This window comes from Flavobacterium hungaricum (genome assembly GCF_015182285.1).
GTDB lineage: Bacteria > Bacteroidota > Bacteroidia > Flavobacteriales > Flavobacteriaceae > Flavobacterium > Flavobacterium hungaricum.
In genome coordinates this window covers 630,698-647,509 of sequence record NZ_PRDM01000004.1, presented here as the reverse complement: position 1 = coordinate 647,509, position 16,812 = coordinate 630,698, and the positions used below count along the sequence as shown (strand labels likewise).

At 31.8% G+C, this 16,812-nt stretch carries 16 protein-coding genes; 7 read left to right on the top strand and 9 right to left on the bottom strand.

The window, feature by feature from the left end:
* Positions 1-195: 195 nt before the first annotated feature.
* From C4F50_RS19035 to C4F50_RS19025, 3 genes are all read right to left on the bottom strand, one after another.
* Positions 196-765: a cob(I)yrinic acid a,c-diamide adenosyltransferase gene (locus C4F50_RS19035; protein ID WP_194140228.1), complete on the bottom strand. Its 570-nt coding sequence runs from the start codon at positions 763-765 to the stop codon at positions 196-198.
* 207 nt (positions 766-972) lie between these two features.
* Complete coding sequence (locus C4F50_RS19030) at positions 973-1,521, bottom strand: hypothetical protein (protein WP_194140227.1); 549 nt, start codon at positions 1,519-1,521, stop codon at positions 973-975.
* A 162-nt stretch (positions 1,522-1,683) separates the two neighbouring features.
* Entirely contained in the window at positions 1,684-2,376 is a 693-nt protein-coding gene (locus tag C4F50_RS19025) for an ABC transporter ATP-binding protein (RefSeq protein WP_194140226.1), read from the bottom strand.
* A gap of 289 nt (positions 2,377-2,665) precedes the next feature.
* Here C4F50_RS19025 and C4F50_RS19020 point away from each other — a divergent pair, with 289 nt between their 5' ends.
* Positions 2,666-3,325 (top strand): DUF6565 domain-containing protein, encoded by a 660-nt coding sequence (locus C4F50_RS19020; protein ID WP_194140225.1) that lies wholly within the window; start codon positions 2,666-2,668, stop codon positions 3,323-3,325.
* Positions 3,326-3,405: 80 nt separating this feature from the next.
* On the opposite strand, the gene C4F50_RS19015 is transcribed toward C4F50_RS19020, so the two are convergent.
* The 6 genes from C4F50_RS19015 to C4F50_RS18990 form a co-directional block, all read right to left on the bottom strand.
* Positions 3,406-3,804 carry a helix-turn-helix domain-containing protein gene (locus tag C4F50_RS19015; protein WP_194140224.1) on the bottom strand — a complete coding sequence of 133 codons (399 nt, stop codon included), beginning with the start codon at positions 3,802-3,804 and terminating at the stop codon, positions 3,406-3,408.
* Between the two features lie 229 nt (positions 3,805-4,033).
* Positions 4,034-4,813, bottom strand: coding sequence for a class I SAM-dependent methyltransferase (locus C4F50_RS19010; protein ID WP_194140223.1), 780 nt, complete (start codon positions 4,811-4,813; stop codon positions 4,034-4,036).
* A gap of 24 nt (positions 4,814-4,837) precedes the next feature.
* Entirely contained in the window at positions 4,838-5,323 is a 486-nt protein-coding gene (locus C4F50_RS19005; RefSeq protein ID WP_194140222.1) for an FKBP-type peptidyl-prolyl cis-trans isomerase, read from the bottom strand.
* Positions 5,324-5,392: 69 nt separating this feature from the next.
* Positions 5,393-7,255 carry an ABC-F family ATP-binding cassette domain-containing protein gene (locus tag C4F50_RS19000; RefSeq protein ID WP_194140221.1) on the bottom strand — a complete coding sequence of 621 codons (1,863 nt, stop codon included), beginning with the start codon at positions 7,253-7,255 and terminating at the stop codon, positions 5,393-5,395.
* A gap of 315 nt (positions 7,256-7,570) precedes the next feature.
* A complete protein-coding gene (locus C4F50_RS18995; protein WP_194140220.1) occupies positions 7,571-9,193 on the bottom strand; it encodes a serine hydrolase domain-containing protein in 1,623 nt (540 codons plus the stop codon).
* Positions 9,194-9,635: 442 nt separating this feature from the next.
* Complete coding sequence (locus tag C4F50_RS18990) at positions 9,636-10,610, bottom strand: T9SS C-terminal target domain-containing protein (RefSeq protein WP_194140219.1); 975 nt, start codon at positions 10,608-10,610, stop codon at positions 9,636-9,638.
* 279 nt (positions 10,611-10,889) lie between these two features.
* Here C4F50_RS18990 and C4F50_RS18985 point away from each other — a divergent pair, with 279 nt between their 5' ends.
* The 6 genes from C4F50_RS18985 (at position 10,890) to C4F50_RS18960 (ending at position 16,795) form a co-directional block, all read left to right on the top strand.
* The gene (locus C4F50_RS18985) at positions 10,890-11,315 is read left to right on the top strand and encodes an adenylyltransferase/cytidyltransferase family protein (protein ID WP_194140218.1); all 426 of its coding nucleotides are present in this window, start codon (positions 10,890-10,892) and stop codon (positions 11,313-11,315) included.
* Between the two features lie 11 nt (positions 11,316-11,326).
* A complete protein-coding gene (gene gmd, locus C4F50_RS18980) occupies positions 11,327-12,418 on the top strand; it encodes a GDP-mannose 4,6-dehydratase (protein WP_194140217.1) in 1,092 nt (363 codons plus the stop codon).
* Between the two features lie 7 nt (positions 12,419-12,425).
* Positions 12,426-13,709, top strand: coding sequence for an oligosaccharide flippase family protein (locus C4F50_RS18975; RefSeq protein WP_194140216.1), 1,284 nt, complete (start codon positions 12,426-12,428; stop codon positions 13,707-13,709).
* Between the two features lie 94 nt (positions 13,710-13,803).
* Complete coding sequence (locus tag C4F50_RS18970) at positions 13,804-15,045, top strand: hypothetical protein (RefSeq protein WP_194140215.1); 1,242 nt, start codon at positions 13,804-13,806, stop codon at positions 15,043-15,045.
* A 2-nt stretch (positions 15,046-15,047) separates the two neighbouring features.
* Positions 15,048-16,211 (top strand): glycosyltransferase, encoded by a 1,164-nt coding sequence (locus C4F50_RS18965; RefSeq protein WP_194140214.1) that lies wholly within the window; start codon positions 15,048-15,050, stop codon positions 16,209-16,211.
* Positions 16,212-16,216: 5 nt separating this feature from the next.
* Positions 16,217-16,795: a CatB-related O-acetyltransferase gene (locus C4F50_RS18960; RefSeq protein WP_228012081.1), complete on the top strand. Its 579-nt coding sequence runs from the start codon at positions 16,217-16,219 to the stop codon at positions 16,793-16,795.
* The last annotated feature ends 17 nt before the right edge of the window (positions 16,796-16,812 follow it).

Sequence of the window (16,812 nt, the reverse complement as noted above, 5' to 3'; positions counted from 1 at the left end):
TTTAATAAAATTTAAGAACGTCTCTTGTTAAATTCCAATATTTAAACTCAAAATCCTAAAAAAGGCGTTTAAAAAACCAATATTTAAATTTCAATTTCCAATGCTGGAAGGCTATTTCAGTATTTTCTAAAATCGAAAGAATTTAATTTTTTTCTTTGGAATTTGGGATTTCAAAAAGCTGGATTTTTAAGAAATTTACTTTCTCGGAATCCACTTCACTTCCTCCGCTTTTAGGTCAAACGACAACTTCCGTGCCAAGACAAAAAGGTAGTCAGAAAGTCGGTTTAAGTATCGAATTGCGATTTCAGGAACGTGTTCGTTATGGCTTAAATGGACGGCTAATCGCTCTGCACGACGACAAATACAACGTGCGATATGACAATGTGACACGGTAGAGTGGCCGCCTGGTAAAACAAAATGCGTCATTGGCGGCAGACTTTCTTCCATTTTATCTATTTCATTTTCCAATAATTCAATATCCGAATCAATTATTCCAAGATTTTTTAATCGAAGTTCGCCGTTTTTTAAAACTTCTTTCTCCTGAGGTGTTGCCAAAATGGCACCAACTGTAAAAAGACGATCCTGAATTTCGATTAAAATAGTTTTATAATGCGAATCCATTTCCTGATCGCGAATTAATCCGATATAAGAATTTAATTCGTCAACAGTTCCATAACTGTCAATACGGATATGATCTTTTGGCACACGGGTTCCTCCAAAAAGTGCTGTGGTTCCTTTATCTCCCGTTTTTGTATATACTTTCATTTTTTTTAAGGTTCTAAGTTTCTAAGCTGCAGAGGTTCTAAGTCCTTTACTCTGAAATTAATTCAAAGAATTAATTTCAGAGTAAATCTAAAATCTAAAATCTAAAATCTAAAATCTAAAATCTAAAATCTAAAATCTAAAATCTAAAATCTAAAATCTATCCCGTCCCGAGGTTTCGGGATCGGGACTAAAATCTAAAATCTAAAATCAGAAACCAAGTTCATCATGCAGTTTTTTAAATCGCAGTCGGGCTTTTTTATTAAATTCCCATTCATTTCCAAATTCGGCGGTTGATTCAATTTTTGAACATTCTAGGCAGAGTATGGTCTGGCAGATGAGTTCATTATTTTTAAAATATAAAAATCCAAGTTCTGGCTGATAGCAGCCTGTTATATTAGCATTTTGGTATGTTTTTTTGTCTTTTATAATTGCGTTTAATTCCGAAATTTGAAAAAGACTAAGTTTTTGTTTTTTCCGAATCGTATTGATAAACTGACCTTTTTCGTTAATAGGAGTAAAGGTATGCTCTCCTTTATAACCAATATAATCAATTCCGATAACAGAGTCACAGTCAAAACCTTTTAAATAGGATAAATGTAAGCCGGTTTTTATTTTAACTGGATTTTCGCTCAACCATTTTATTTCTATACTTGGTGGTTTTGGCGGAAGCAGCTGTGGAAGAGAACTTTCAATTTCTGCTTCTTTTTTACAAGATGCGAAACTCAATAGCATAAATAAAAAATACAGTAAACGCATGGTTTGATTTTAGATTTTAGTCCCGATCCCGAAACCTCGGGACGGGATAGATTTTAGATTTATTCTGAGACTTTAAAAAAGTTCTTATAATTTAAAATTTTAATCAGTAATGAATTTAGATTTCAGTTCATTTTTTCCAATCTAAAATCTAAAATCAGAAATCTACAATTTTTTACTCGTGTCGCTTTCTATCAAACCGTCGCGCAAACGAATTACGCGATGTGCGTACGCCGCGATATCTTCTTCATGAGTTACCAATATGACCGTGTTTCCTTGTTCGTGGATATCTCCAAAAAGTTTCATTATTTCTACCGAAGTTTTACTGTCTAAGTTTCCCGTAGGTTCATCGGCAAGGATTATCGATGGTTTGTTTACCAACGCACGCGCAACAGCCACACGCTGGCGCTGTCCTCCAGAAAGCTGGTTGGGCTGGTGATCCATTCTATCTGCGAGATTAACCTGTTTTAAAACTTCTGTGGCGCGGGCAATTCGGTCTGCTTTTCCGTAGCCGGCATAAATCATTGGCAGCGCAACATTATCCAAAGCGGTTGTTCTCGGTAATAAATTAAAGGTCTGAAAAACGAAGCCGATTTCTTTGTTTCGAATTTCGGCCAATTCATCATCCTGCATTTGACTAACATCTTTTCCGTTCAAAACATAATGTCCAGAAGTGGGAGTATCCAAACAGCCTAATAAATTCATTAAAGTTGATTTTCCAGAACCAGAAGGCCCCATCAACGCAACGTATTCTCCTTTGTTTATTTCTAAATTAATTCCTTTTAAAACGTATACGATTTCGTTGCCTAAAACAAAATTTCGTTTAATGTCGGTTATTTTAATTAATGGTTCAGCCATTTGATTTTACAATTTTGGATTTAAATGTACAAAACACTTTTCAATAAATCATAAGTAGTTTGTAATTGCTTTTTGTTACAAAAACGCTTTCATAAATAAGGGTAGCCTGCTATATTTATAAAGCTGAAAAGGTTAAGATTGGGTTGATTGGTTTTGAATAATTGTTATTTTTTTTAAATGTTTTATAGTTTTTAAATGTTTTAAATTTTAAAAACATGATAATAATGTAATATATGAAGCTTAGGTCTTTAGTAAATTTGAATTATATATTAATTAAATAATCAAAATTATGAAAAATATAAAAATAGCTGCAGTAGTTGCAATGTTAACGTTAGGATTTACATCATGTAAAGATGAAAAACAAGAAAAAGCACAAAAAACAATTGATTCATATGTCGCTTACGTTGACTCGGTAAAAAATGTAAAAGCCGATGATTTAAAAGAAAATTGGAAAACTGTAGAAGCAGAGTACGATAGAAAATCTGCAGAAGCAAATTTAGCTTTGGCTGACATTAAAGATAATACAGCTGAAAGTGAAAGAATTAATACAAGTAAAGCAAAATACGAAGAATTTAAAAATGAAGTTACCGCCCTTTTTGCCCCTCCGGCTCCAAGCCCGAAACAACAATTGCGTAACGCTTTATTTGGTGAAGGAAAAATTGGAGACGATATGAGTTTCAGCTGGGTAAATGCTCAAAATATTCATAGTGTTTACCAACAGTTTGTTCATACTGTCGAAAACAATAAAGACAGTTATTCTAGAGAAGACTGGGATGAAATAAAAGTATTGTATGAAGCACTAGACAGTAGAAAGAATACTGTAGAAAAAGAAGGTTTAACAGCTGAAGACAATAGAAAAATTGCCGGTCTAAAAATTAAATTTGCACCTATGTATACTGTAAACAGAATGGGAGCAAAAGCTGAAGAAAATAAAGACGCAAAAAAATAAATTAAATTTTGAATTAGTGAAAAAAGGCGATCCATATGGATCGCCTTTTTTATGTTCTAATGGTAAAATGACACTGAGATTTATTTACTAATTAGTTTTTCAAGTCTTGTAATCATTTCCTCTTTTTCTTTCAGCATACGCTCATAGAGAGCAATTTTTTCTTCATGTAACTGAATAATCTTATCTATTGGATTATTGTTATTAATTATAAATCCAATCGTACTCTCATCGTTAAATGTATTCGCAATAACATTTAATGCCTGTTCTTCATCAAAATTTTGAAAAGCTTCAACAGGAATTCTCAAAGAATTTGAAATTTGTCTAAGCAGATTGTCTTCAATTATTTCTTTCTGTTCCAACATAGAAATTTTTTTCTGGTTCCAGTCTTCTCCCAAATCATAAGCAAGTGCTTCCTGTTTGATACCAAGCATTTCTCTGAATCGTTTTACGTTTCTTCCCTGATGAATTTTCTGTTCCATAATTGAGTGTCATTTTCTAGAGGTTCAAAGATAAAGTTATCCGCATAAAAAGTATGAATTTCAAAGATAAAAAAACATCTTATAAAAGTTCTTTTTTTGTCAGATATTATGTCAGAATGTAGAATGATTCCTCTTAGTAGTAATAGGATCAAAACTGAAGAACACAAAGCAATTAAAAAACAAACTTTTAAATTAGATAAAAAAAAGACGACCAATAGGATCGTCTTTTTTATACTCTTATGATAAAATGTTCTTTTGGTTGTTCGTATCTAAAAAATACAAATCCCCATTGAAAGGTGTCGATGGTTACTTTTACTTTAGGATGATTTTTTATAATTTCCCAAGCATCTTCCATTTCCTGCGACCAATGAATATCATCAAAAATCCAGACAGAATCGTTATTTATTGTAGGCAGTAAAAGTTCAAAATAGGCCAAAGTGGCTTTTTTAGAATGATTTCCGTCAAAATAAATCAGATCGTATATTTTTGACTGCAGGTTTTCTGCAATTAAAAAAGATTCAAATTCAGAAATTATACTTTCTACATTCGTGCAGTCAAATTGATGCAATTGATTTTTTGCGGTATTTCCTGTATTGGGGCAGCCTTCGAGCGTTGTTACTTTTGCTTTAGGGTTCCCGAGAGCCAAAGCAGCTGTTGCCAAACCTAAAGAAGTCCCTATTTCTAAAATAGTATTGGACTGAAAATACCTGGTAACACGAAATAATAGTTTAGCTCTTTTCGACGAAATTCCCGCTGTTTTAGCAATTTTCGCAATCTGTCTTCGGTTTGATTTGAAAACTTTTGAGCCCGCTCCAAAATCAGTTACTTCAATAAAATTCTTATTTTCTAAAAGTGATTTGCGATAGTTTTCTAAAACCTGATATTCAGGTTTGGTTTTTTTGTCATAAAAACACTTTGTCAGTAAATTGAAAACAAAAGGCGAATGAACCGCGTGTTCGTTTTTAGATTTCCAAAGGAATTTTAAATAAGAATTTATTTGAAAGAACATTTTGTTAACTTTTCAGGATCAATTTTAATTAGTTACAGCTACTAATTTAATATCAAAAATAAGTACAGAACCCGCTGGAATCCCTTTTTGATTGTAACTTCCGTAACCCAAATGAGCAGGAATTATAAGAACACCGCTGCCGCCTTCTTTAAAATATGGAATTCCTTCTTTCCAGCCTTCAATTAACTGACTAAGCGGAAAAGTTGCTCCGTCGGCATTACTTTGGTCAAAAACAGATCCAGATAGTAAAGTTCCTTTATAAACAACTGTTACTGTTGATGAAGCAGATGCTTGTTTTCCTGTTCCTTGTTCATTAATAATAAAATATAAACCAGTTCCGGTTGCCTGCGCTTTTGCAGTAAGATTGTTTTTGGCTAAGTATTCTGTAATTTGTGTTTCGTTTTCTGCAGAATAATCTTTTGGCGTAATGTTTTCAGGATTTTTGCCTCCGTCAATAGAACAAGAAGTAAAAAGTGTTAGGATAAATAACACTGCTAATAATTTTTTCATGTGGTATTGTTTTTTTTATGATGGCTAATATAATAAAATTAGTTTTTCATGTTCTTCTGACACATAATTTTAACTTTCGAGTTTTGCCGAAAGTTCAAACCAGCGTTCTTCTTTTGCATCAATTTTTTTGATAATATTTTGAAGCTCGTTAGCTTTTTTCTCAATATCAGCATCGGCAACTTTTCCGTCAGAAAATAATTGTTCGATTTTAGTTTTCTCGATTTCAAGATCTTTAATCTCTCTTTCGATTTTCTGATATTCTTTTTGCTCATTAAAACTTAGGTTTCCAACCGGATTGTTTTGTTTCCAATCTTTCTTTTCGGCTTTGTTTTCTTCTTTTTGAGCAACATCGGCACTGTCTTCATACGCTCTAAAGTCAGAATAGTTTCCTGGGAAATTTTCGATTTCACCTTGTCCTCTGAAGATAAATAAATGATCCACAATTTTATCCATAAAATAACGGTCGTGCGAAACAACCAGTAAACATCCAGGATAATCTAAAAGGAAACTTTCTAGAACATTCAGCGTTACAATGTCCAAGTCGTTGGTAGGCTCATCGAGAATTAGGAAGTTTGGGTTTTGAATCAAAACGGTACATAAATACAAACGTTTCAATTCGCCTCCGCTTAATTTTTCGACATAATCGTATTGTTTTTTCGCATCAAAAAGAAAACGCTCTAACAATTGCGAAGCCGAAATGATTTTGCCTTTTGCCAGCGGAATGTATTCTCCATATTCTTTGATGATATCGATAACACGCTGTCCTGGTTTTGGGTTGATGCCAGATTGTGTGTAATAACCAACTTTTATAGTGTCACCTTTTACAACACGTCCGCTGTCTGGCGGAATTGTTCCTGTAAGAAGATTTAAGAAAGTAGATTTTCCTGTTCCGTTTTTACCGATAATTCCGATTCTTTCGCCACGCTGAAAATCAAAACTAAAATTATCCAGAATGGTTTTCTCTTTAAATTTTTTAGAAAGTTTATGAAGCTCAATAATTTTGCTTCCCATTCTTTCCATATTGATTTCAAGCTCGACTTTATTTTCTTTTCGTCGGCTTTGGGCTTTTTCTTTAATAATATAAAAATCGTCCTGACGGGATTTAGATTTTGTAGTTCTCGCTTTTGGCTGACGACGCATCCATTCTAACTCCTTTACAAATAAGTTTTTAGCTTTGTCTACACTGGCGTTTTCAGACGTAATGCGCTCTTCTTTTTTCTCTAAATAATAAGAATAGTTTCCTTTATACTGGTATAATTTTCCATTGTCCAATTCAATGATTTCATTGCAGACACGTTCTAAAAAGAAACGGTCGTGCGTCACCATAAACAACGTAATGTTTTCTTTTGCAAAATAACTTTCAAGCCATTCGATCATTTCAAGATCTAAATGGTTGGTCGGCTCATCCAAAATCAATAAATCGGGACGATTAATTAAGATAATTGCCAACGAAAGACGCTTTTTTTGTCCTCCCGAAAGATTTTTTACTTTAAGTTTAAAATCTTCAAGTTTCAGTTTAAAAAGAATCTGTTTGTATTGTGTTTCAAAATCCCATGCATTATGCTGATCCATTCCGTCAAAAGCTTTTTGATAGGCTTCTTCGTCTTGAGGATTTTCTAATGCTTTTTCGTAAGCTTCAATAATTTTAAGAGTTTCATTATCCGAAGCAAAAATGCTTTCTTCGATAGTCAGTTCGTCCTGCAGATTATTGTTCTGAGAAAGAAACGCCATTCTAATACCTTTTCTTAATACTACTTGTCCGGTATCCGGCTCATCCAAACCATTAATGATACTCATAATGGTTGTTTTTCCAGAACCGTTTTTGGCAATAAAAGCGATTTTTTGATCTTTATTGATTCCAAAAGAAATGTTGTCAAAAAGAACTCTTTCGCCAAATGACTTTGATATATTTTCTACTGATAGATAATTCATGTTTGTAAAGTGCTTAAATTAAAGTCTTTATTGGTGTCGTATACTGTAAAGATCTCTAATAAGGTCTCTAATTTTAGAGAACTGTTTTTTATTTTTGTTGGCAAAGATACCCTTTTGAACGTAACAAAAAAAAATAGCGGGGCGCTATCTTTTACTTTGAAAATTTAATGACTCCGTAATATTGGTATTCTAAACCGCCTTAGCTTTTTTGTGACAAAAAAGAGGGTAATTTGTTTAAGTTACTCATTCAATCTTCGCATTTACAATTTCAAATTTTTCTATTATCGAATAAGCACTATCTCTACTAAATAAAATTTAGGGTAATTTAACGAATTCTATATTGCGGGCTCTGGGCAGACTCACTTTCATGGCGTTAATTTTATTTTTTTTGTCTTTTAAAAAATAGACACTCCCATTGTAATCCATAATATTAAAAGCATTTTGGTAAGTTGAAACTAATTGATATTCGTTTTTTGGTTTTAATTGAAAAAAAAGTTTTCCTTCTTTTTGAAAGATCAGTAGTGTAGAATTGGTTTCGGCAGAAAAATACTTCCCAGTAAAAGAATCTAAGTCTGCATGTTTTGCAATTTGAACTTTTGAAAATGTAATGGTATCTGTACTAGTGATATAATTTAGAAACCCCTTTTTGTGGTTTAGTTCCATTATCCTTGAACCATTTTTAAATCTATTTTCGGATTCTGCTTCAAATGGAAGCTTGTTAAAAAAAAGTTTTCCATCTTTTATTTCCATTTTAAGTCCCGCACCAGTTCGTTCATTTTTATACCAGCCCGTATAAGTATATAATACAGATTCAGGTATGTTTATTGTTTTTTCTTTTTCTTCAGTTTTAGTTTTTTCTTTTTCTGAAATAAAAAGATTTCTCAGAATGTCGTTCAGAGGGTTTTTGCTTTTGTCAAACTGTGAGGTATTGCTCAAGAATGCAATTGAAAGATTCAATTCTGGAAATGTTTCTAAATTTGCCCTATAGCTTGCTGTAGCCCCATCATGCGCAATTTGCTCATAGCCATTATATTTTAGCATAAATAAACCCGCAGCATAATTATTCATTTTACCATTATTAAATTTTTCAGTTTTACATTGTTTAGAAAATAGAGAAGGAGTTCCAAATTTCCCCGATTGATAAAATTCATTCCATTTTAATAAATCTTCTGTATTTGTTATTAAACCGCCATTACCATATGCATCTTCATTGGGCATATTAGTTTGATATTCACCCTTGTCAAAATCATAGGCTATAGCTCGTTCTTTTACGATTCGATTATGGTTGTCTCTCCATTCTGTATGGATCATTCCTGCCGGAATAAAGATATTTTGCTTAGTAAACTCTGCCAGACTTAAGCCGGTAACTCTTTCTATAATAATCGCAAATAAGGTATAATTTGAATTGCTGTAGATAAATTCGGCTCCGGGTTTATTGTTTAAGGTTTTTTGGGATGAGATTATTAGTAAAGCATCATCATTTGTAAAAGTTTTTGTGGTTCTTCCCCAGCCGGTAAGACCAGCAATAGATCCCCAATCTTTTATGCCGCTGGTGTGATGCATCATTTGTTCCAGAGTGATAATGTCTCCATAATCAGGAAGTTCTGGAATATATTTTCTAACATCATCATTTAAAGAAAGCTTTCCTTGCTGTTCCAGCAGTAAAATTGCAGCTGCTGTAAATTGTTTAGAAACAGAACCGGCTTCAATTTTAGATGTTAAGGTGAGAGGAACATTATGTTCTAAATCGGCCATTCCGTAAGCTTTTGAGAAAATGATTTTTCCATTTTTCTTTATAGATAACTGCGAACCAGGATTTTCTGGTAAATAAACCGCCATCGCTTTATCAATAAGAGCAATAGTATCGTTTAATGTCTGTGAATTGCAAGCAAGAGATGTTAGCAGGAGTAAACAAAGAAGTATTCTGATCTTTTTCATAGGCATTCTTTTTTGTCGGTCTTATTTTTTGTAATTGTACAAAAATGAATATGCTGACTTAGTATGAAATTCTAGTAACAACTAAATCATAAAGTTCATAATCAAATAAAATAATTCTAGAATTATTTTGCAAGAGCAAGTTACACAATAATCATAAATACAGTTTGATCTTTTGTGTCTTCTTCAACTCTGTCTTTTAAAACTTTTGTAATCATTTTAAAAAATCAGGTAAAATCAACTCATTTATTTGCATTTTTAATTCTTTGGGGACCTTGTCAAGAATATATTTTAATGTGCTGTTTTGTTTAAGAGTAATCACACAATAACATATAGTAATTACTGGAGTTCTTTTGAAAATCTTATGCGCAAAAGAAAAGAAAATAGTATTTTTTATGATTTACACTTGAATCAAGACAAACTGCAGAGGGATTGAAAAAAGGTTTTACAATTTTTCCTGTTTGATGTAGTTGCTTAGAAAAGGACTTAAATCCAGATAATGCAGCTGCTGTGGCACATTGATAATAGGTTTTCGAATTAGGGATTCATTCGTGAGAAAATAATGAAGTCCGTCTTTCGTTGCAATTCCTTCTATTTGATGAAAGGAAAGTTGCAGTTGGATTCGGCGTTTGTTTCCAGATAAAAAATCATAGTTTTTAAAATCGTAGAGCAGATATAGAAACGGTTTGCCAATTTTAGAATAACCGCATAAAACGAGTAGTTTTTTGTTTTCTAAATAAGTCGCTCCAGTCACCAAACCTTGGGTATCGAGCGTCGATTTTAATTTTGCAACTTGAGAGCCAGACTTTTTGGAGAGTGAATAAATACTTGTTTTAGAAGTTTTCCACTGTTTGGTAAACAAATAAATACTGTCTTTGGAAACGATAAAAGCTTCACAATCAAAATCGGTTTTATTGGGTTTAGAAGTAGAAAGAGCAGCTTGATTAGAATAGGAAAACGAAATCGTTTCTATTTTAGGATTTTGCTCTAAGAAAGATTTTTTCTCGATTTTAAAGATTTTTAAATCAGATCTATTTCCGGAATAATTGTTTCCAAAATCACCAATATAGATATGGGAACTATCTTGTGAAATCTCTTCCCAATCGTTATTTACAATCTCATTTAAAATTATTTTCTTTTTGATTTTTCCTAAAGAATCAATCCCGTAAATAGTCTTGTCGTGATCGTCATTATGTGTCCAGAGTAAATTCTCAAAAGCAATTAATCCCGAAGTTTCTTTAATCGAATCAGACAGTTGCATTGAATAGAGAGGTTTTACTTTAATATTTTCATAAACGCAGCTTTCGTCATTAACAACAGCGCTCTCATTATAATTTTTTGCAAGCAAATCTCTGCAGCCGGCAGTTTGACCTTGTGCTGTTGTGATTACTAAGAAGAAAAACAGGATTGTCCTTTTCATTTAATTGTATTTAACACCTGTAAAAATAAGACTTTAATGCCGATTAGAAAGGTTTTTAGAGTTATAGAAAACTCCCTTAAAAGTCCGATTTATAATAGTATAAGACAATTCTTACTTTATAGCTTTTTTTAATCTGCTTACTAAAATACTTTTGGCAAAAAATAGAAAATAGAGGTTTATCTATTGAGGTTTTTGATTTACATCCTGCTAAAATTTCCAAAATTATGTGACTTGGAGATGCGAAGCTGTGCCAGAAAATAAGACCTAAAATTTAAAATTATGAAAATAGGAATAACTTTTAGTGCTTTTGATCTGCTTCATGCCGGACATATTAAGATGTTAGAAGAAGCTAGAAAACAATGCGATTATCTGATTGTAGGGTTACAGACAGATCCTGCATTAGATCGTCCAGAAAAAAATAGTCCAACACAAACAGTAGTCGAAAGATATATCCAGCTCAAAGGCTGCAAGTTTGTAGACGAAATTATTCCTTACGCAACCGAACAGGATTTAGAAGATATTTTACGTTCCTTCGAGATTGACTTGCGCATAATTGGAGAAGAATATAGAGAGCTAAATTTCACAGGTCGTAACTACTGCGAAGAGAAAGGAATTGAGATCTATTACAATACACGCGACCATCGCTTTTCGAGCAGTGGCTTGAGAAAAGAAGTTGCTTTTAGGGAATTGTCATTAGGTAAATAGTTGTAAAAAAATTGAATAAAGATACTAATCAAAAAGTAGCACTTGTAACTGGTATTACAGGTCAGGACGGATCCTATTTAGCCGAACTATTATTAGAAAAAGGATATCAGGTTCATGGAATAAAGCGACGTTCCTCTTTGTTTAATACCCAGCGAATTGATCATATCTATCAAGATCAGCATGGAGCGAATGTAGATTTTAAGCTACATTATGGAGATTTGACCGATTCTACTAATATTATCAGAATAATTCAGGAAATACAGCCTGATGAAATTTATAATCTGGGCGCTATGTCACATGTAAAAGTTTCTTTTGATTCTCCAGAATATGTTGCAAATGTAGACGGATTAGGAACTTTAAGAATTTTGGAAGCCGTCAGAATCTTGGGTTTACAGAAAAAAACAAAAATTTATCAAGCCTCAACTTCAGAGCTTTATGGAGGTTTGGCCGAAAATAAAAATGAAAAAGGATTCTACGATGAAAACTCACCTTTTTACCCCCGTTCGCCGTACGGAGCAGCAAAAATTTATGGATTTTGGATCACTAAAAATTATCGCGAAGCCTATAATATGTTTGCCTGTAATGGTATTCTTTTCAATCACGAATCTCCAAGACGAGGCGAAACTTTTGTAACGCGTAAAATTACAATGGCAACTGCAGCTATTGCGAAAGGAAAACAAGACTGCCTATACCTTGGAAACCTAAATTCGCAAAGAGATTGGGGGCATGCCAAAGATTATGTTGAAGCAATGTGGAGAATTTTACAGCAGGACATACCAGAAGACTATGTGATTGCTACAGGTATAACCACTTACATTAGAGATTTTGTCATTATGGCTTTTGCAGAGGTTGGGATAGAACTAAAGTTTGAAGGAGAAAATGAAAGCGAAGTAGCTAGAGTAGCAGCATGTAACAATCCTTTATACCAATTAGAAAAAGGAAAAGTGGTAGTACGAGTAGATCCAGAATATTACCGACCTACAGAAGTGGATCTTTTAATTGGAGATCCTGCCAAATCTAAGACAAAATTGGGATGGAAGCCTAAATATGATTTGGACTCTTTGGTTAAGGAGATGGTAGCGAGTGATTTGAAATTATTCTAATAAGCTATTGAAAAAAATATATAAAATTAAAGATAGAGTTTTAAAGAGTAAATTTACAGTTGACTCATTTTGGGCTTTATTTGGAAACATAATCGCGAAAGGACTGGCTTTAACATCGGGGATTTTAGTAGCTAGATTTCTTGGAAAAGATGTTTATGGTGAATTTGGCATGATAAAAAATACTTTAATGTCTCTTGCTATTTTTTCTACTCTGGGATTAGGTTACACGTCAACAAAATTTATAGCAGAATACAAATTAAGTAAACCAGACTACATTCCTTTGATTTTGAAGTATTGTCGTCTTATTACTTTGTCTGTAAGTAGTTTTTTAACTTTAATATTTTTTTTTACCGCAAAAGAAATTGCTTACTCAATTCTGGAAAATGTAAATTTAGAGATTCCGCTTAAGTTTATGTCATTTTGGTTAATTTTTAATGCAGTTTCTACAACTCAACTTGGGATATTGGCTGGTTTCGGCTCCTTTAAAGAAATTGCTAAAAATAGTATTATAACAGGTATTGCGACTTTTATGTTAAGTCTTTTGCTCACATTCTTTTTTGGCTTGAAGGGTGCACTTACAGCTCTATTAATTGTACAGATATTGGACTGTTTTTTAAATTATAGACAAATAAAAATTAATTGTAATGAACTCATTATTAATAGCGTTAGAGATAAATCGTTTTTAAAAGAAATACTTTTATTCTCTATTCCAGTGTCTTTGCAGGAAGGTGTTTATGCTTTAACGTCTTGGTTAATAAGCTTGATATTAATTAAGTTCTCAAATTATGGAGAATTAGGAATGTATTCAGCCGCCATACAGTGGAGTGTCATAATTTTATTTATTCCAGGAATAATGAGAAATGTAATATTGACTCATTTGTCCGAACAAAAAGATAATTTGGATAATCATAAACGGATCTTAAAACTGACTATCATTGTTAATGTAGTAATGACTATGATACCTGTAATAATTGTTATTGCAATTTCAAGTTTTCTTGGTTCCATCTACGGCACTTCTTATAACGGGATCAGTACGCTAATAAATTTAGCAGTTCTTTCAACCGTGTTTATTAGTATTAGTAATGTCTACTCTCAAGCGTATATGTCAATAGGGAAAAATTGGATTATGCTTGGTTTTAGAGTTATAAGAGATTTTGGCATTATAGGATTCTTTTTTGTAGTTAAATTTTTTTTTAGAACAAGTGCCGAAGCAATTTTATTTAGTGTGTTTATTCTAAATTTTTTATTCATGATTTTAATGGCAGTATATTATAAATGGAAACTGAATTAATTTAAAAATGTTAGGATTTATTGTCATAATATTTTTTTTAATAAATTGTATTTTAATAAATCAAAGAGTTAAGATTCTCAAAAATCAAAATTGTATGTCGATTTTTGACGGCTTGTTTTTTGGGGGATTTTTCTTTATTTTTATTCCAATTTGCTATTCTTTTTGGGTTGGTAAAATACAATTGGTAGGTTTGCCAGACTTTCTTCCAGAAAAGGATTGTAACATAATATTTTATGGCATTTTTTCCATAACGTTTTTTGGAATTTGTTCTCTTCAATTTTCAAACAAGAAAAAATTTTTAACGAGAAATTTAAAAGTTGTCGAAAAAAATTTTTTTGTATTGACATTATTGATGTATTTCTTTTCTCTTATTGTTTCATTTATAAGTTCAGGTAAACTTGATGGAGGAAGCCATTGGTATAGAGCTAACGAAGATTTGTATCAGAAAAGCGCTATGTTTGTTTTGCTAGGGCAAATTCATAATGTCGGAAGAGTTGTCATTCCTGGACTTTGTTTATATTTTCAGCTGCATTACCTACGGACAAATAAATTTTTTAAACCACATTTTTTTATTGCTTTTTTTGTAATAGTTTTTGAGCTTTTTTTAGCAGGAAATAGAATTGTTATATTATTTTTTGTCTTTTCCATTATTATCCCTTTTGCCATAAGAAAAAAAATAAAAGAGATTTTTTACATCGCAATAATATGTTTTCCTATACTTTTTATTGCCAAGTTCTGGCCGATGGTAAGGGGAATGATTTGGGCAGAAAAAGTTTCAATTGAAAGGACTGTTGATGTAATAAAATTGGCATATAAAAGTGAAGTTGTTGCAAACGATTCTGAGTCAGACGCAATTTTAGTTTTAACTGAAGGATCTAATTTAGTGGCATTAAAATATATAACAGATAATTTTCCTAATAAATATGATTATTCTTTAGGAGAAACTATGGTCTTGAAATCTATAGGAGCAATAATTCCTAAAAGTATATGGCCCTCAAAGCCTGATGGCTTAGGTAATTTAGTTGGCGAAAAAGCTTTAAGTGGATTTTCTTTATATCTAAACGTTACATTATTAGGAGATGCATGGGCAAATTTTAGTTTTTATGGAATTTTCTATATCGTTTTAATGCTATTTATAATAGAAAAGTACTTTAAAAAATCTCTATTTAAACTACTTAGTTCAATATTCTTTATGGTCGCGATCGCAAGTTGGAGATTCGATTTTTCGTATTATTTTATTACGATTTATATATTACTATTTTATTTTTTAATCTTAAAAATAAGTATAGTAAATAAAATGTGTAACAAAATTAGCTTCTTAATTTTTAAGAATTGATTATGATTAAAACGGCAGTATTTTATCACTATTTAGCCTCTTATAGGGGACCTGTTTTTACTGAATTAATGAAATCAAGAGTAATAGAATTTACTATTTATTCAGGTCTTGAAAGTGAAATTGATATAATGAAAATAGATGAAAAAAAAGCTAATGATGAGGTTTGTGATGGAGGTTTGAGATGGCGTTTTCTAAAAAATAGATGGATATTTAAAAATAGATTTTTATGGCAATCGGGACTGATTAGTGTAATTCTTTTTGAAAAATATGATTCATTTATTTTTCTGGGATCTCCATATCATATTACAACATGGGTTGGAGTACTAATAGCAAAGTTTAAAAGAAAAAAAACTTATTATTGGATGCATGGTTTTTATAATGACAAATTAGGCATAGTTGATTTTATGAAAATAAAGTTGTTCTATAAATTACCAACTGGCTTTTTTTTGTATGGAAACAGATCACGATCTATTTTAAAAAAGCATAGAGTTAAGTCTGATAAAAATATGCATGTAATTTATAATTCTCTTGATTATGAGGAGAGCTTAAAACAACGTTATTTAATATCTAAAGATGATGTTTTTAGTTATAGAAGAAATTTTTTTAATGATGAGTATACTCCTGTAGTCGTTTTTATAGGACGATTAAATGATGTTAAAAAATTAGATATGCTTATTAATGCTCAACATTTATTATACAAAACAGGCAAGACAAAATTTAATATAATAATAGTAGGAGACGGAGAGAAAAGAATTAGTCTTGAAAAACAAGCTTTAAAATTGGGTTTGGAAGATAATGTGAAATTCCTTGGAGCAGTTTTTAATGAAAAGATAAATTCTGAGGTTTTAATGTTTGCAGATTTATGTGTGGTTCCTGGTGAAGTTGGGCTTACTGCAATGCACGCATTATCTTATGGAACACCTGTAATATCTCATAATAATTTTAACATTCAGATGCCAGAAGTTGAAGCTATAAAAGTAGGTGTGACGGGGGATTTATTCTGCTATGGAAATACGGATAGTTTATCAGAAACAATACATCAATGGTTATTAAAACATCCATTAAAAGAACATAATCTTATGAATGCTTGTTTTTCTGTCATTGACACTTACTATAATCCAATATATCAAAGAAAAGTTTTTGAATCTGTGCTACTAAAAAGTTAGATAAGATGGAAGTTTTAATGTCAAAGCTTAAAAGAAGTGATAAAATTGCAAGTATATATAGGTTTTATAAGAGGTTGAAAATAAAATATGTTTACAGGTTAAAATTTGTACATCCAACTTTTAACATAGGAGGAAAATGTAAAATAAGTAAAGATTTTCAAGCAGATGAATATTCTTATGTTGGAAATAATTGTTTGATTTATCCAGGTGTTTCAATAGGAAGATATACTATGTTAGCACAGAATGTCCAAATAATCGGTGCAGATCATAATTATGATATACCAGCATTACCAACTACATTTTCTGGCAGACCAACTCTAAAAAAAACCATCATCGGTAGAGACGTTTGGATTGGAGCAAATAGCATTATAATGGCGGGTGTGAAGATCTGTGACGGTAGTATCATTGCAGCTGGTTCTGTAGTAACAAAAGATGTTGAGCCATTCGTTATAGTAGCAGGAGTTCCTGCTAAGTTTTTACGAAAACGTTTTGATTCTGATGAAAATGAATTGGTTCATTTAAATATGTTAAATGGTAAAATATTGAAAAATGTACGTAATAAACCAGTTGCCATTATTAATTAGTTTAAATCTGTTTTTTG

Bases quoted from the DNA above. Each gene is read 5' to 3' on its own strand.
- C4F50_RS19035 (WP_194140228.1), bottom strand. From the start codon at position 765: ATGAAAGTATATACAAAAACGGGAGATAAAGGAACCACAGCACTTTTT.
- C4F50_RS19030 (WP_194140227.1), bottom strand. From the start codon at position 1,521: ATGCGTTTACTGTATTTTTTATTTATGCTATTGAGTTTCGCATCTTGT.
- C4F50_RS19025 (WP_194140226.1), bottom strand. From the start codon at position 2,376: ATGGCTGAACCATTAATTAAAATAACCGACATTAAACGAAATTTTGTT.
- C4F50_RS19020 (WP_194140225.1), top strand. From the start codon at position 2,666: ATGAAAAATATAAAAATAGCTGCAGTAGTTGCAATGTTAACGTTAGGA.
- C4F50_RS19015 (WP_194140224.1), bottom strand. From the start codon at position 3,804: ATGGAACAGAAAATTCATCAGGGAAGAAACGTAAAACGATTCAGAGAA.
- C4F50_RS19010 (WP_194140223.1), bottom strand. From the start codon at position 4,813: ATGTTCTTTCAAATAAATTCTTATTTAAAATTCCTTTGGAAATCTAAA.
- C4F50_RS19005 (WP_194140222.1), bottom strand. From the start codon at position 5,323: ATGAAAAAATTATTAGCAGTGTTATTTATCCTAACACTTTTTACTTCT.
- C4F50_RS19000 (WP_194140221.1), bottom strand. From the start codon at position 7,255: ATGAATTATCTATCAGTAGAAAATATATCAAAGTCATTTGGCGAAAGA.
- C4F50_RS18995 (WP_194140220.1), bottom strand. From the start codon at position 9,193: ATGAAAAAGATCAGAATACTTCTTTGTTTACTCCTGCTAACATCTCTT.
- C4F50_RS18990 (WP_194140219.1), bottom strand. From the start codon at position 10,610: ATGAAAAGGACAATCCTGTTTTTCTTCTTAGTAATCACAACAGCACAA.
- C4F50_RS18985 (WP_194140218.1), top strand. From the start codon at position 10,890: ATGAAAATAGGAATAACTTTTAGTGCTTTTGATCTGCTTCATGCCGGA.
- C4F50_RS18970 (WP_194140215.1), top strand. From the start codon at position 13,804: ATGTCGATTTTTGACGGCTTGTTTTTTGGGGGATTTTTCTTTATTTTT.
- C4F50_RS18965 (WP_194140214.1), top strand. From the start codon at position 15,048: ATGATTAAAACGGCAGTATTTTATCACTATTTAGCCTCTTATAGGGGA.
- C4F50_RS18960 (WP_228012081.1), top strand. From the start codon at position 16,217: ATGGAAGTTTTAATGTCAAAGCTTAAAAGAAGTGATAAAATTGCAAGT.